The sequence below is a fragment of the Sulfurimonas lacustris genome (assembly GCF_059705355.1).
In genome coordinates this window covers 926802-941439 of sequence record NZ_AP046125.1, presented here as the reverse complement: position 1 = coordinate 941439, position 14638 = coordinate 926802, and the positions used below count along the sequence as shown (strand labels likewise).

14 protein-coding genes are annotated in these 14638 nt (G+C 41.1%); 6 read left to right on the top strand and 8 right to left on the bottom strand.

The window, feature by feature from the left end; all coding sequences use genetic code 11:
• Positions 1-11: 11 nt before the first annotated feature.
• The 3 genes from metE to dsbD form a co-directional block, all read right to left on the bottom strand.
• On the bottom strand, positions 12-2291 hold the full coding sequence (gene metE / locus AC6H4V_RS05015; protein ID WP_497607728.1) for a 5-methyltetrahydropteroyltriglutamate--homocysteine S-methyltransferase: 2280 nt from the start codon (positions 2289-2291) through the stop codon (positions 12-14).
• Positions 2292-2353: 62 nt separating this feature from the next.
• Entirely contained in the window at positions 2354-2554 is a 201-nt protein-coding gene (locus AC6H4V_RS05010) for a hypothetical protein (RefSeq protein ID WP_497607727.1), read from the bottom strand.
• 159 nt (positions 2555-2713) lie between these two features.
• Entirely contained in the window at positions 2714-4486 is a 1773-nt protein-coding gene (gene dsbD / locus AC6H4V_RS05005) for a protein-disulfide reductase DsbD (RefSeq protein ID WP_497607726.1), read from the bottom strand.
• 117 nt (positions 4487-4603) lie between these two features.
• Here dsbD and AC6H4V_RS05000 point away from each other — a divergent pair, with 117 nt between their 5' ends.
• The 3 genes from AC6H4V_RS05000 to pdxA all read left to right on the top strand — a co-directional run bounded on the left by AC6H4V_RS05000 (position 4604) and on the right by pdxA (position 8331).
• Entirely contained in the window at positions 4604-6514 is a 1911-nt protein-coding gene (locus tag AC6H4V_RS05000) for a thioredoxin domain-containing protein (protein WP_497607725.1), read from the top strand.
• A 123-nt stretch (positions 6515-6637) separates the two neighbouring features.
• Positions 6638-7420: a pyridoxine 5'-phosphate synthase gene (locus AC6H4V_RS04995; RefSeq protein WP_497607909.1), complete on the top strand. Its 783-nt coding sequence runs from the start codon at positions 6638-6640 to the stop codon at positions 7418-7420.
• The gene (pdxA, locus tag AC6H4V_RS04990) at positions 7417-8331 is read left to right on the top strand and encodes a 4-hydroxythreonine-4-phosphate dehydrogenase (protein ID WP_497607724.1); all 915 of its coding nucleotides are present in this window, start codon (positions 7417-7419) and stop codon (positions 8329-8331) included. Before AC6H4V_RS04995 ends, pdxA begins: the two co-directional genes overlap by 4 nt.
• Here pdxA and AC6H4V_RS04985 read toward each other — a convergent pair.
• Positions 8324-8944 (bottom strand): YceI family protein, encoded by a 621-nt coding sequence (locus tag AC6H4V_RS04985; RefSeq protein ID WP_497607723.1) that lies wholly within the window; start codon positions 8942-8944, stop codon positions 8324-8326. The genes pdxA and AC6H4V_RS04985 overlap by 8 nt on opposite strands.
• 90 nt (positions 8945-9034) lie before the next feature.
• On the opposite strand from AC6H4V_RS04985, the gene AC6H4V_RS04980 reads away from it, so the two are divergent.
• Entirely contained in the window at positions 9035-10162 is a 1128-nt protein-coding gene (locus tag AC6H4V_RS04980; protein WP_497607722.1) for a metallophosphoesterase, read from the top strand.
• Positions 10163-10189: 27 nt separating this feature from the next.
• A complete protein-coding gene (locus AC6H4V_RS04975; RefSeq protein WP_428730774.1) occupies positions 10190-11317 on the top strand; it encodes a response regulator in 1128 nt (375 codons plus the stop codon).
• A 2-nt stretch (positions 11318-11319) separates the two neighbouring features.
• On the opposite strand, the gene AC6H4V_RS04970 is transcribed toward AC6H4V_RS04975, so the two are convergent.
• Genes AC6H4V_RS04970 through AC6H4V_RS04955 form a run of 4 tightly spaced genes read right to left on the bottom strand, consistent with a single transcriptional unit; the run spans position 11320 to position 13553 of the window.
• Positions 11320-12003 (bottom strand): SAM-dependent methyltransferase, encoded by a 684-nt coding sequence (locus AC6H4V_RS04970; protein ID WP_497607721.1) that lies wholly within the window; start codon positions 12001-12003, stop codon positions 11320-11322.
• A complete protein-coding gene (gene hisG / locus AC6H4V_RS04965) occupies positions 11990-12622 on the bottom strand; it encodes an ATP phosphoribosyltransferase (protein WP_497607720.1) in 633 nt (210 codons plus the stop codon). Before hisG ends, AC6H4V_RS04970 begins: the two co-directional genes overlap by 14 nt.
• Entirely contained in the window at positions 12616-13248 is a 633-nt protein-coding gene (locus tag AC6H4V_RS04960) for a type III pantothenate kinase (protein ID WP_497607719.1), read from the bottom strand. The genes hisG and AC6H4V_RS04960 overlap by 7 nt, the downstream gene beginning before the upstream one ends.
• On the bottom strand, positions 13233-13553 hold the full coding sequence (locus AC6H4V_RS04955) for a hypothetical protein (RefSeq protein WP_497607718.1): 321 nt from the start codon (positions 13551-13553) through the stop codon (positions 13233-13235). The genes AC6H4V_RS04960 and AC6H4V_RS04955 overlap by 16 nt, the downstream gene beginning before the upstream one ends.
• 89 nt (positions 13554-13642) lie before the next feature.
• Between AC6H4V_RS04955 and AC6H4V_RS04950 the strand changes: the two genes are divergently transcribed.
• Positions 13643-14599: an HD-GYP domain-containing protein gene (locus AC6H4V_RS04950; protein WP_497607717.1), complete on the top strand. Its 957-nt coding sequence runs from the start codon at positions 13643-13645 to the stop codon at positions 14597-14599.
• The last annotated feature ends 39 nt before the right edge of the window (positions 14600-14638 follow it).

Below are 14638 nucleotides of genomic sequence, written 5' to 3'. Positions count from 1 at the left end.
TGCTACTTTTTTTAACTCTCTAATTTTTCTCTTACAATCCTAACCGCCTCAACCATATTTTGAAGTGAGGGTTTTACCTCCTCCCATTTTCTTGTTTTTAGTCCGCAATCAGGGTTTATCCACAACTGCTCTTTTGGCAGAACTTCAAGCAGAAGCTCTATCTGCTTTACTATCTCCTCAACGCTTGGGATTCTTGGGCTATGGATGTCATAAACTCCCGGCCCGACCTCTTTTGTATAACCCACTTTTTTAAAGATTTTTAGCAGTTCGTTGCCGCTTCTAGCTGTTTCTATGGAGATAACATCTGCGTCCATATCTTCTATGGTGTTTATGATGTCGTTAAACTCGCTATAGCACATATGAGTGTGGATTTGCGTCTCTTTTTTTGCACTGCTCACGGCGATTTTGAAGTCTCTTGTCGCCCATGCTTCATACGCTTTTATCTTCTCGCCTCTTAGCGGATACCCCTCTTTAAACGCCGCTTCATCAACTTGAATGATTTTGATACCCGCTTTTTGCAGGTCGTCTATCTCATCGCTGAGTGCCACGGCTATCTGTTTTGAAACTTCGCCTCTTGGCATATCGTCTCTCACAAACGACCAGTTTAGTATGGTTACGGGTCCCGTCAACATCCCTTTCATGATGCGTTTTGTTTTGCTCTGTGCATAAGCTATCCACTCCACCGTCATAGGGCGAGGTCTGCTGATATCTCCGTAGATAAATGGCGGTTTTACACATCTGCTTCCATAGCTCTGCACCCATCCGTTTTGGCTAAATCCATATCCGCTTAGCTGTTCGCCAAAATACTCGACCATATCGTTTCTCTCAGGCTCGCCGTGGACTAAAATCTCCAAACCGCACTCCTCCTGAAACTCCACACACTCATCTATATATCTTTTCATCTCTGCCTCATAGCTCTCTTTTGAGATAAGAGCAGCTTTAAAATCGCTTCTGGCACATCGTAGCTGTGGAGTTTGCGGGAATGAGCCGATGGTTGTGGTCACCAAATCGCTGTATCCCAAAATCTCTCTTTGGAGTTTTAGCCTCTCTTTTGCATCGCCCTCTCTTTGGAGTTTTGTATGATTTTCTACCCTATCTTGTACGGTTTTATCATGAATAAGAGGCGAATTCTTTCTGCTTTGATTTGCTTTTATATTGCTTGAGAGAGTCTCTTTTTCTCTCTCGTCCAAGCTATCCTCTCCGTCAAAAAAGAGTTTTGACAGAAGCGAAATCTCAGAGAGTTTTTCAAGTGCAAAACTTAGCCACTCTTTTATCTCGCCGCTCATTTTTTCTTCATATTTCAGAGTAAAGGGAACATGCAAAAGCGAACAAGACGAACTTATCAAGATATTCTCTTTGCTTACAAAATTTGAGATACTCTCCAAAATATACGTAGTTTTTTCTATGTCACATCTCCATATATTTCTGCCGTCAACAACTCCCGCTATAAGCTTTTTGCCGCTCATGGCGATGATATTAAGAGATTTTAGATTTTCATCTCCATATAAAAAGTCAAGTCCGATAGCCCAGATAGGCGTATGTACCAAAATCTTTGTAGCCTCATTTGAGTGTTCAAAGTAGGTTACAACCGCAATTTTTATATTTGGCGAAACTCTTGCAAGTCTATCGTAAGTCGGTTTTATAAGACTAAGAACTTTAGTACCTAGTCCTTTTGCAAAAATCGGCTCATCTATCTGCACGACCACTTCATCATCAAGAGTGTTTATGACTTTTAAAAGCTCCTCATAAATCGGCACTATTTTGCTCCAAAGCTCATAAACATCGCCGCGGTCAACTCTTTTGCTAAGCCCCAGATATGTTATAGGACCGATGATATTTATCTTTGTTTGAATGCCAAGAGCTTTTGCTTCACGGTACTCATCTATAATTTTTGAAGCATTAAGTGTATAACTCTCTTCAAGACTTAGTTCAGGAACTATGTAGTGATAGTTTGTGTTAAACCACTTTGTCATCTCCATAGCCACGCACTCCTCGTTGCCTCTTGCCATTGCAAAGTAAAGCTCCTCATCCTTTAGGTGGTGAAATCTTTTTGGAATCGCACCCAGCATAACGGAAGTATCGAGCATATTGTCATAAAGTGAAAAATCATTTGAGCTTATAAACTCCACTCCCGCATCTCTTTGATACGCCCAGTGTCTCGCCTTTAGCTCTTTTGCAACTTTTAAAACGACATCAAATGAGCATTTTTTTGCCCAAAACTCCTCTAAAACCTTTTTCAACTCTCTTTGCTCCCCGATGCGTGGGAAACCTACTATGTAATTTTTTGACATTAAAATATCCTTGTACTTTTTTTATTTTTTATTTTTTTGTAATGATTTTGTAAAAAAGGATATTAAAGAGGAGGATGTACGCCTGTGCGTCTAAATGCAAAATGTGTTGCATAGTATGGACAACGAGGTATAAAATGGTTCAGCAAAAGAACAAGACGGATTTTACGTTTAAAAAAGAGGTTGCAGTGGCATGGTTTAGAAGAGAAAAAATATGCAAGTTTTGATACGATGAGCTCATAAGTACCGCTAAAATACTGTAACATCCTCTCTCCTTTCTCTTTTTTTTGCGAAATTATACCTGACTTTATATGCTATTGTAAAATTTGTATGCAAAAACACTCTTTTTGGAAGTGAGGCTTTAGCCTCGCTGAGTTTTTAACGGGGTTAAAACCCCATTTCCAAGAGAGTACATAACATCTGATTCAAATGCTACTTAAATGCTCCAAAAACTTCTGCGCATCTATGAAGCCGACAATCGTTTTTGACTCTAAAACAGTTGAAGTTGCATCAAAAAACAGGATGACGGGTGGTCCGAAAACTCCGTATTTTTTGCTGAGTTCTTTTTGCTCTTGGCTATTTTGTGTTACATCGGCTTTGATGAGAACAAACTCACCCATCTTCGCTTGAACCGCTGCATCAGAGAAGGTTTTTTTGTCAAGCTCTTTACAGACGGCACACCACTCGGCACTAAAGTCTAGGAGGATTTTTTTGCCTTTGTTTGCCTCTAAAACCTTGTCAAGTTCAGGGATGGAGGTTACTTTTGTAAACGCCAGCTCTTTTTGCTCTAGCGTGGTACTGCTCACAACGGCGGATGATTTTAAAAATCCAAGCGGTTTTGTCATACTGTATGAGCCTGCCATTACGCCTATAAAAAGAGCAACTGCATAGATAAAAAGAACGATAGAGACGGTTCTTCTAAAGATATGCGCTTCTTTGTCAAACGCTCCAAAGTAGGTCGCAAAACCTATGCCAAGGATGGAGTAAAGAAGCATGATAACGGCTTCATCAACCACACGCTCAAGCATCCAGATAGCAACGCCGAGCATCATAACGCCAAAGACAGCACTTACCATCGTCATCCATGCTCCAGGGCGAGGCATAAACTTTCCTGCGCTCACACCAACCAAAATGAGCGGGAAGCCCATCCCCATACTCATCGCAAAAAGTGCCGCTCCGCCAAGAACCGCATCCCCTGTTTGCCCTATATAGACAAGCGCACCTGCAAGCGGTGCCGCAACGCAAGGTCCTACGATAAGTGCAGACAAAAAGCCCATGATAGCCACACCGACATAACCGCCACGACTACCGCCGTGGTTTGAGCTTATCTTTGCTACAAACGAGTCTGGAAGTTTAAGCTCGTAAAATCCAAACATACTAAGTGCGAGTGCCACGAAGATAGCAGAAAAGGAGTAAATCGCCCACGGTGCTTGAAGCGCGGCTTGAAGGTTAGAGCCAAAAAGTCCTGCCAAAACCCCTGCAATGGTGTAAGCAACAGCCATAGCAAGGACATAAACCATAGAGAGCGTAAAGGCTTTTTTGGTACTTAGCCCCTCGCCTTGAGAGATGATAATGCCTGAAATGATAGGAATCATAGGAAATGTACACGGTGTAAGCGCCAAAAGAAGCCCAAAACCTAAAAAGGTCAAAAGTATAAGTGCGATATTGCCCTCTTGCATCGTTTTTGCTATAGAATCACTCTCAGAGAGTTTTTGAGGCTCTATCTTCTCAAGCGGCTTCTGCACTGCTTCACTTTTTTGCTCTTTTGCCCCACTTGTGAGCTTAGAACTATCAACTTCAAAACTATAAACTCTCGTCTCTGGTTCATAACAAAGCCCCTGCTCCGAACACCCTTGATAGGAGAGTTCTATATCAACACTCTTTACCCCGCTCACACCGCTTTGTTTTTGAAGCGTGACTACAAAAGTAGGAGATTCAAGATAGACCATATCTTCATGATGTTCTACACTTTTTGGTTTTAGAACCTCGAGTATCTCAAGCCCATCACCCTTTTTAAGAACAATTTTGAGTGCATTATCATAGAGATATATCTCTTTTCCAAGTTCGATTGTAGCTTCTATTTGCATCTTTTCGTTGAGTTTGGCAGAGGGCTTAAAAGCTTCATCAGGCATCAAAAATTTCGGCTGCGCTCCAAAGAGGTAAAGAGAGGTAAAGAGAAGTAAAAAGAGTTTTTTCATTTTTTGAAGTTTCCATATTATGATGAATTTGAAAAAAATTATAACGCATAATAGTTTCTATTAAGCACAAAATTAGCTAGATTTTCCTACTCTACCCAAAAAACAAAAGAGAAAACAATGTCCAATAGATTAGAAAATGAAGATTCCCCTTACCTGCAACAGCACAAAGATAACCCAGTAGATTGGTATCCGTGGTGTGACGAGGCATTTGAGAGAGCCAAAGATGAGAACAAAGCTATCTTCATCTCCATCGGTTACAGCTCATGCCACTGGTGTCATGTTATGGAGGAGAATGTCTTTACAAATGAGGAGTGTGCCGACATACTCAACAAGCACTTTATCTGCATAAAAGTTGACCGTGAAGAGCGTCCCGACATAGACAAGCACTATCAAGAGGTCTATATGCTGCTTAACCGTCGAGCCGGCGGATGGCCTACTTCTATCTTCTGCACACCGCAAAACAAGCCCTTTTATGCAGGAACTTACATACCGCCGCACACACAAGAGACAAACTCAAATGCGATGGGCTTTGTGGAGCTGACCAAACTTATAGCGGACAAAATCTCCTCTTACGATGCACAACTTCTTCAAAATGCAGATGAGATTGAGGGGTACATAAAACATCAAGAGCATCCAAAAGAGGCAACGGTTCTGAGCGAGGATTTTGTCAAAAACTTTATGCACCAAGCAAAAAACAACTACGAGACAACCTACGGCGGTTTTTCCGTTGCACCAAAGTTCCCACACGCTTCCACGCTTAACACGCTTCTTGTCATAGACAAACTCTACGGCGATAAAGCCGCAAAAGCGATGGTTATCAACACTCTGGAACAGATGAAAAAAGGGGGCATGTATGATGTAGTCGATGGCGGATTTTGCCGCTACAGCGTGGATGAAAAGTGGCTTGTTCCTCACTTTGAGAAGATGCTCTACGACAACGCCCTGCTTTGCGAACTCTATACAAACGCCTATCTTGCCTATAAAGACGAGGATTTTCTGCGCATAGCAAGAGAGATTGCCGACTTTTGGCACAACCATATGAGCCAAGACAATCTCATGTATAGTGCGAGCGATGCCGACAGCGAGGGCGAGGAGGGAACATACTACACCTACAGTTACGATGAACTCTCTACACTTGACAAAGAAGTTTTAGAAGAGTTAAGCGTGAGTAAAAATGGGAACTTTGAGGGCAAAAATATCATCCGCTTTAGAGACGGCACACCGCCGAGGGATTTTGAGAGCATCAAAAGCACTCTTCAAAACATAAGAGCCAAAAGAGAGTACCCGTTTGTGGACAAAAAAATCCAAACTTCATGGTCTGGCATGATGATAAAAGCACTCTTCCTCTTAGGCAAAGTCGATGCACGCTACAAACAAAGAGCCATTACCGCACTTGATGCGCTTTTAGAGAGTATGTTTGTCGATGGTACACTCTATCACACCACGCTTATCCACAAAACCCCAAAAGTAGAGGCGTTTTTGGAGGATTACGCCTTTTTATCTGAGGCACTCATTGAAGCATTTGACGCAACTAGCGATGAACTCTACCTCATCCGTGCGCAACAGTTCACAAACATGGCACTGGAGAAGTTCTACAACAAAGGAGTGTGGCGATTTAGCAGAGGCGATTTTGAGACAAAAGCGGAGATTTCGGACAACACCTACACAAGCTCTGTAGCCGTCATAGTCGATGTTCTCCTCTCTCTTGGCACACTGCTAGAAGATGAAAAATACACCCATTTTGCCTTTAAAACACTAGAGTACAACTCTTATGAGCTGGGACGACGCCCTATAGTCTATCCTGCCATGCTTCGTCAAACTTTGCGTTATGTACGAGGCGACAGGGTTGTTAAGTCAAACATACGAAACCTTGAAGCAAACAGCACTGCCCTTGCTTCACTCGCCTATCCGTTTGTACTCAAAAAAGCCTCAGACGATGATGGATTTATGATTTGCGGTAGCAAAAGCTGCTTTGCTAACACAAAAAGCATAAATGAAATCGATGCTATAATTCAAAAAACTTTTTAAGGGATTGACGATGAAAAAAATTATATTTATTACATTTTTAGCACTTGGAATGATGGTTGCGATGAGCGGGTGTGAGAGAAATGATTACCAACATCCTATGCACAGAAACAAATAATGAGCAGCATGAAACTTGGCGTAAACATAGACCATATAGCGGTTTTGCGAGAGGCGAGAAAGGTCAATGATCCCGATATTTTAAATGCACTTTTTGTTGCTTGCCAAAGCGGTGCGGACCAGATAACGATTCATCTTAGAGAAGACAGACGCCACATTCAAGATGCGGATGCCTACTCCATCATGAAGCACTCTGCCCTGCCCGTAAATCTGGAGTGTTCCATCAACAAAAGCATTTTGGAGATTGTTACAGACCTAAAACCACATCGTGCAACGCTAGTTCCTGAAAAAAGAGAAGAAGTAACCACTGAGGGCGGACTTGATGTTTTTGGCTATGAAGATGAGATAGCCTATGCCATCGAACTTTTACATGACTACATTATCCCCGTTTCACTCTTTATCGACCCAACCATCGAGGCGGTTGAGAAGTCAAAAGCTCTGGGTGCAGAGATGGTGGAGCTTCACACTGGGAGTTTTGCAAATATCTTTGCCATGCTAAACTCATCGCTAAAATACTCAAATCATTCTGTAAAAGAGCTAGAGCTTCCACGCTATGAACTCTCCATAAGACTTGAAAAGTCCATCTCAGCCATCACAGAGGCGGCAAAACATGCCAAAAAGATAGGACTTGAAGTAGCCGCAGGACATGGACTAAACTACCACAATGTTTATGAGATGATGAAAATCGCCGAAATCACGGAACTAAACATAGGTCAAAGCATCATCGCAAAAAGCGTCTTTAGCGGCTTGGCAGAGGCAGTTAGAGAGATGAAGAGACTTACAACGAGATGAAAAAAACCATAGCCATAAGCATAGGCGACTTAAACGGTGTTGGAATTGAGATAGCACTCAAAGCACATGCGGAGGTCACAAAGATATGCAAACCGCTCTACTGCATCAACTCCTACATGCTCCATCAGGCTTGCGAACTTTTGGATATCACTCCGCCTGCTGATTTTGAGACAGTTGATGTTGCTGGCAGTTTTAACATCAAAGAGGGGTGTGTCGATGCGGATGCAGGAAAATACTCTTATGATTCATTTTTAAGTGCCATCAAACTATGCGAGACAAAAAAAGCAGATGCTGTTGTCACACTTCCTATCCACAAAGAGGCGTGGATGCTCTGTGGCTTGAAGTACAAAGGGCATACAGACCTGCTCCGTGACTACTTTAAAAAAGATGCCATTATGATGCTTGGGTGCGAAAGGCTCTTTGTCGCACTCTACACCGAACATATCCCATTAAGAGAAGTTGCGAGCCACATCAAAAAAGAGGAGCTTTTACGCTTTTTTCTTGATTTAAACAGAGCCATTCCAGATAAACAATTTGGCGTTTTGGGGCTAAACCCTCATGCGGGAGATAACGGCGTTTTGGGAGACGAGGAGAGGGTTATAGAAGCGGCGATAGAAGAAGCAAATAAGAGTATCGGCAAAGAGGCGTTTATCGGCGCACTTGTTCCCGACACCGCCTTTACGCCACATGGACGAGAGAGATTTTCCCATTTTGTAGCCATGTACCACGACCAAGGTTTGGCACCGCTCAAAGCACTCTACTTTGATGAGAGCATCAATGTCTCGCTAAACCTGCCTATCATCAGAACCTCGGTAGATCACGGAACGGCGTTTGACATCGCCTATCAAGGCAAAGCAAGCACTCTTAGCTATATGAACGCTATCAAGAGTGCTCTGAATTTTACTACTTAGTTTTACAAAGTGTCGCTAGGATTTTCATCTTAAAGCCAATCCCCGCTTCGCTCCATGTTTTTCCCTCATGAAGATCAAAACACGCCTCGTTTATGCCTTTAAGTGCATTGTTGGCTTGAAAATCTAAGATATCGATGTTTCCTTTTGCTTCAAAAGTCTCATTAGCAAAACTATATGTCATCGGAACAACTTTTTTCACACCGTTCATCTCTATCTCTACATCTACAACACCCGTTCTTGGTGCATCTTTGACTCTAGGATCAGCCTTGATATCAACGATTTTTGCGTTGATGTTTTTGTCTTTCATCATGCCAAAGAAAAATTTAGCAAGTTTTGCATCACGGTCTGCATGTTTTGAGTTTACGCTTGAACTATCGATAACAACAGACGACCCTACCAAAATAGAGCGAAAGTTCTCTCCCTCTTTTGTAACCGGTGTATAAGCAACCTTATCAAAAACCCCGCCCACACCTACTTTTTTAGGCGTTTTATACCCTATCCAACTTACCTCAACATCACCACTTTGCGCTAGCACACATCCTGTTTTTTCACTCGCATTTGCACTAGAGAGAAGTGTGAACGCCATCAACACAGCTACTAAACTTTTTTTCATTTTTCATTCCTTGACATAATTTTGACAAATTTTAGCCTTTTCTTTCTTTACATTATCATATGTTTTAAAGTTAATGCTATACTTTACAGTATGAATCATATCCTCTTTTTTAGTGCATTTTTAGGCGTTTTTATCTTACTGCATCTCTATATTTGGAGACGTTTTGTTCAAAAACTAGATATCTCAGAAAAAACAAAACTCTTTTTTTATATCTTTTTACTTACAAATCTCTTTGGTATTGCAGGCTATATGCTTGCACGCTACTCTCTTCACATCCCAAACTGGCTCTACTTTCTCTTCTCCATCCCCATTGGAGTACTCTTTTTACTCTTTTGTACAGCCGTTGTTTATGATATCTCAAGGTCGCTGCTGCAACTTGTTCCACTCTCACAATCACGCAGAAACTTTTTCAAAAAAACACTCGACATCTCCTCTTTTGCAGCTGCAACAGCACTAAGTTTGCGCTCTTTATACGAGGCAAGATTTATAGAGGTTCAGAGGGTTCATGTCCACATCAAAGAGCTTAAAAAACCCTACACTATCGCACAGATAAGCGACATTCATATCGGCGGTTTGATTGATGAGGATTTTATCAAAACGATTGTGCAAAAGGTCAATGCGCTGCATCCAGACATCGTTGTTATCACAGGCGATTTGATAGATATTGATGTCTCCAAAGCCAAAGAGGCACTGAGTGCCTTAAAAAATTTCAACTCCACCTTTGGAACCTACTATGTCGTTGGCAATCACGAATATTTTCATGACATCGAGACAATTTTACAAAGCGTAAAATCTCTTGGCATTAGAGTTTTAGAAAACGAAAATATCTATATCGGGGCGGAAGGAGAGGGATTTTATCTTGCAGGTGTCTATGACATCATAGGGTATAGGCTCAAAAGCCATATGCCGGATTTACAAAAAGCGCTTCACAAAACTCAAAACAGCCCAACGGTGCTTTTAGCACACCAACCAAAGTTTATAGAAGAGGTTTTTGATGGGGTGGATTTGATGCTAAGTGGGCACACTCACGGCGGACAGCTCTATCCGTTTAGATTTCTGGTAAAACTCCAGCAGCCTTATATCAGTGGACTCTATAAACACAACGAAAAGCTACAGATTTATGTCAACAAAGGAACAGGATTTTGGGGTCCTCCGATGCGTCTTGGAGCAACTGCTGAGATAAGTGAGATAATTATTTTCCCACAAAAAAAGATATAATAAGAAATAGATTTCAAAAGGTGTTCCATGCAGCAAAAACAGACCATACTTCTCGTAGATGATGTAGAGTACAACATTGACATACTTGTAGAGTTGTTGAGTGAGTATCATCTTCTCAAAGCCACTGGCGGCAAAGAGGCTATAGAGATAGCGATGCGAGAAGATGCGATTGACCTTATTCTTCTTGATATTATGATGCCTGAAGTCAATGGTCTTGAAGTGTGCCGTTTCTTAAAACAAGAGCCAAAAAAGCTTCATATTCCTATCATTTTTTTAAGTGCAAACAACTCTCAAGAGGATATCAAAAGAGGATTTGAGGCAGGTGGTGTGGACTACATCGCAAAGCCATTTTACATCGATGAGCTTCTCTCAAGAGTAAAAACACACCTTGCACTAAGAGCGTATGAGAAAAATCTTGAAGTAAGAGTGCAAGAAGAGGTGCAAAAAAACAAGATAAAAGAGCAGATGATGTACCAACAGTCCAAACAAGCAGCTTTGGGTGAGCTCTTGATGCACATCGCACATCAGTGGAAACAGCCACTTGCATCACTGAGCTCTATCAACAACCTCTCAAAAACAAAACTTGAATCTCCCGATGTATGCGACAAAGATGAGTTTTTAAAATTTCTTATAAAAGCAGGAGATATCATCGAGTTTATGGGTGAAACCATCGACACATTCCAAAATTTCTACAGACCTTCTTCCAACAAAAAATCTTTCTCCCTTACAGATGCCGTCATTGAAATTCTCACTATCGTTGAGGGAACATTCTACTTTGATGATATCAAAATCTATATTATCTCCCACGAAAATGAAAATGTCTTTGGCAATCCAAATGAGTTCTCTCAAGTCATCTTCACTCTTTTAAACAATGCACGAGAGATTTTAAAACTCAGAAACACCATCAACCCTGAGATTCACATCGCCATAGAAAACCAAAAGATAAGCGTTAGCGACAATGGCGGCGGCATACAGGGAAAATCTTTTGAAGAAATATTTTTATCTTGCCAACTTCCTGCACATATGCGCGATGATGCAAGTGTGGGTCTTTACTTTGCAAAAATTTTAGTAGAAAAAAATGGTGGCGTCATCACAGCTTCCAACTCTAAAGATGGAGCTGTCTTTACCATAGAGTTTTTGACGTGGATGGAATAAACCTAACGCTTTTTAAATATAAGAAGCGTTTTGTCTTTTGTATCGTAAAGTGAAAAAGTCTGTTTGTCTATAAGTTTGAGTGTCGGGAGCTTCTCAAATAGTTTTAGTTTATGAAAATACTGCACGATGGTATCTTGGTACTTTGTATATCGTGCATCATCACCTTTTTCGAAAAGAGTAAACTTTGTAAAGAGTTTTTCATCTTCAAAAACAGCGTCAACCACGAGAAATTCACTCTCATTTTCACTGCTCATCGTACCCTCAGCCACATCTCTAAAACCATAAAGCGTGTTGATATCTGCGATAAAAACACCATCATCATTCAGCCTCTGCGCAACTGCATCCAAAAAGAGCAAAAGCTCCTCTTCATTTAAGAAGTTAAGCACATCAAAGATAGCCACAACGGCATCATATTTGCCGCCGATTTGACTTACATCTACACACTCGGCATCCAAACCAACCGCTCTGCACTCTTCCACCATAACAGCACTAAGGTCGATTCCCTTGCAGACAACGCCATCACTCTGCATGCGCTGCATAAAACCGCCACGCCCACAGCCGATATCTAAAAGCGTTTTTACCGCATACCCATCCAGCTCAGAGCGGTAGAGGTCATAAAGCGCTTCTGTCGCCTCTTCTATGCCAAGAAGATGTTCGGCTTTTGCGTAAAGGTCAAGATTTGTCATTTTGTTCTGCTTTTATGACTGCGTTTATCTTCTCGTAGATATCCAAAACTTCATCTTTTTTAGCGATATAACTGTTTTTGTTGGCGATGAGATAAGTGGACGATGTCATCATGTCTTGCACGACTTCCAAACCGTTTTGCTTCATAGTCGCACCCGTCTCAACCACATCTACTATCATATCCGCAAGCCCTATAAGTGGTGCGAGTTCGATAGAGCCGTAAAGTTTGATGATATCAACAGAGACCGCACGCTCTTCAAAGTAGCGTTTTGTGATGTTTACCATCTTTGTCGCTACTTTGATTTCAGGCTTGTCAAGGTCAAATTTCTCGCCCTTTTTCATGCCGATAGCCACTTTGCAGATACCGCGTTTCAAATCAAGAAGCCTGATAACATCAAGCCCCTGCTCTTCTAGCGTATCAAGCCCCACAACACCGATATCTGCAGCTTGATGAAAAACATAAGTCGCAACATCTTGGTTTCTAACAAGCAAAAAACGAAACTTTGGCGTCTCTAAAATGAGTTTTCTGTCATCAAACGCAAAACCCTCTCCAAAGATAGTCTCAAAAATCTCCAGCGTCTCTTTTGCGATACGACCTTTTGGAAGTGCAACTGTTAGCATAAATTAGCCTTTTTCATAATATTTTTCATCCCTTTAAAGAGAAGTGTATCATCCACAACCGCATCTGCAAAAAACCTCTCAAAAAGCTTTGCATCGCCGCCTGTAAGATATATCTGCATGCCATAAGAGAGTACTTCAGCGCAAAATGGCTTCAAGTATCCGTAGCTGATGGCATCACGGGAATTTTTTGGCATTTTATCCAAATCAAGCTCAAAGTTAAATGAGTACTCAAGTGCCACAGAGATGTTTTTGTAGCAACTCTGCATCGCTTTTACCCCCGCATAGATAAAACCGCCCTCAAACACCCCATCCCTTACTCTATCCACAGTGATGGCACTTCCGGCATCGACAACGACACCATCTTTTATAGCCTCACAAGCCATAATCCTATCAATCCCCATCGTCTCATAGTACTTTTTTTTATCTATATAAAGCGACAAATCCACCCAGTTTTCAAGAGGCTTTATGCGCTCTTTCACCTCTGCATTGACACAGATATAAAAAACTCTCTCTCTTATAAGAAGCGGATTAAAGAGTTTTGCATCCTCTTTATAGGATTTTTTTTCATCAAAAAAATGGTAAGTTGTGTTGCCGATGTCGCAAAGAAGCATTAGTGAATTTTCCAACCCTGCTGCAAAAATGCCTCTTTTGCCTTTGAGCAAAGCGGTGCGTCGATAAAGAGAACTCTATGTTTGAAGTTGTGTCCCATGTAGAGCGTGAGTTTTGCATAAATCTCTTCAAACTTATGCACATCTTTCATAAGCAGTTTGCTCTTTTGGCTTATAGCAAAAATCGCCCAAAAATAGCCGCTGATATCTGTAGCCTTATATATCTTGATTTTATTTCTTATACCAAGTTCATTTGGGGCTATCTCTTGCATTTTTTTATAAAGTTTGCCTTTTTTGCGAAGAGAATCAACTATTATCTGCATTTTGTTGCCTTTGTCTAAAAATGAAATTTTAGCAAAAAATTGCTTTAGCTATAGATTTATTCTAAGATTTGACTGTTATAATTCCGCCAATGAAAATCATAAAAACAAAGCTAGATCACTCTCATCTTTATACTCATTTGGACATAAACACCATTAAAGTTGGTGAAGTTATTCCTTATGACATTTTTATAAAAAAAAGTGAAGAGTATGTTATTATCATTGAAGCGGGTACACTTATCTCTGAGGCGCTCCACGCAAAACTGAAAAATCAAGAAGCACTCTATATCGCAAAAGAGGACGAGACAAAACAGATTCTCTCATGTGAGAGCCTCAAATACTACATACGTCACAACAGAGACAACCCAAAAAAAAGAGTAGCACTGCTTTATAATGTTACCGAGCAACTTTTTGATATGTTTATGAGCAGTCCTGAAAACAAGATACATGCCAATTGCGTCACACTTATTCTTAAATCAATCATCTATCTTGTCAAGCATGATGCAGATTTTGCACGCAACACCATGCCTCATTTTATCAACAACGATGCTTTGGCGAACCACTCGCTCCATGTTGCCATCTACGCTCTCATCCTAGGCAACAAACTCCAATTTAATGATACGCAACTCTTACAACTCGGCACTGCAGCACTCTTGCACGATGTAGGTCTTAAAAAGATAGACCACACGGTGATTGAAAAAACAACAAAACTAAGCGAATCAGAGAGTAAAAGCGTACAAAAACACTCACAGTATAGTGTTGAAATCGTCAAACAAAACAAGATTCACGACCCTTACATCCTAGATGCCATCATGCACCACCATGAACGCTACGATGGCAGCGGTTATCCAAACAACCTTACAAAGACCGAGATGAGTGATTTTGCTTCTATCTTGAGCATATGTGATGTCTTTGATGCACTAACGAGTGCGAGACCACATAGAAAACAGTACTCCTCATTTGAAGCGCTCAAGATGATGATGAAAGACTCTGAAATGATTAACCAGTTCAACCAAAAGTATCTTCTCATAGCGCTCAAACTTCTCTAAAAACTTCTCCCCCAAAGGGATAATGACTTTTTTATACAA

Coding starts and splice junctions, on each gene's coding strand:
- metE (WP_497607728.1), bottom strand. CDS start 2,291: ATGTCAAAAAATTACATAGTAGGTTTCCCACGCATCGGGGAGCAAAGA.
- dsbD (WP_497607726.1), bottom strand. CDS start 4,486: ATGAAAAAACTCTTTTTACTTCTCTTTACCTCTCTTTACCTCTTTGGA.
- AC6H4V_RS04980 (WP_497607722.1), top strand. CDS start 9,035: ATGAATCATATCCTCTTTTTTAGTGCATTTTTAGGCGTTTTTATCTTA.
- AC6H4V_RS05000 (WP_497607725.1), top strand. CDS start 4,604: ATGTCCAATAGATTAGAAAATGAAGATTCCCCTTACCTGCAACAGCAC.
- AC6H4V_RS04985 (WP_497607723.1), bottom strand. CDS start 8,944: ATGAAAAAAAGTTTAGTAGCTGTGTTGATGGCGTTCACACTTCTCTCT.
- AC6H4V_RS04950 (WP_497607717.1), top strand. CDS start 13,643: ATGAAAATCATAAAAACAAAGCTAGATCACTCTCATCTTTATACTCAT.
- hisG (WP_497607720.1), bottom strand. CDS start 12,622: ATGCTAACAGTTGCACTTCCAAAAGGTCGTATCGCAAAAGAGACGCTG.
- pdxA (WP_497607724.1), top strand. CDS start 7,417: ATGAAAAAAACCATAGCCATAAGCATAGGCGACTTAAACGGTGTTGGA.
- AC6H4V_RS04970 (WP_497607721.1), bottom strand. CDS start 12,003: ATGACAAATCTTGACCTTTACGCAAAAGCCGAACATCTTCTTGGCATA.
- AC6H4V_RS04975 (WP_428730774.1), top strand. CDS start 10,190: ATGCAGCAAAAACAGACCATACTTCTCGTAGATGATGTAGAGTACAAC.
- AC6H4V_RS05010 (WP_497607727.1), bottom strand. CDS start 2,554: ATGTTACAGTATTTTAGCGGTACTTATGAGCTCATCGTATCAAAACTT.
- AC6H4V_RS04995 (WP_497607909.1), top strand. CDS start 6,638: ATGAAACTTGGCGTAAACATAGACCATATAGCGGTTTTGCGAGAGGCG.
- AC6H4V_RS04955 (WP_497607718.1), bottom strand. CDS start 13,553: ATGCAGATAATAGTTGATTCTCTTCGCAAAAAAGGCAAACTTTATAAA.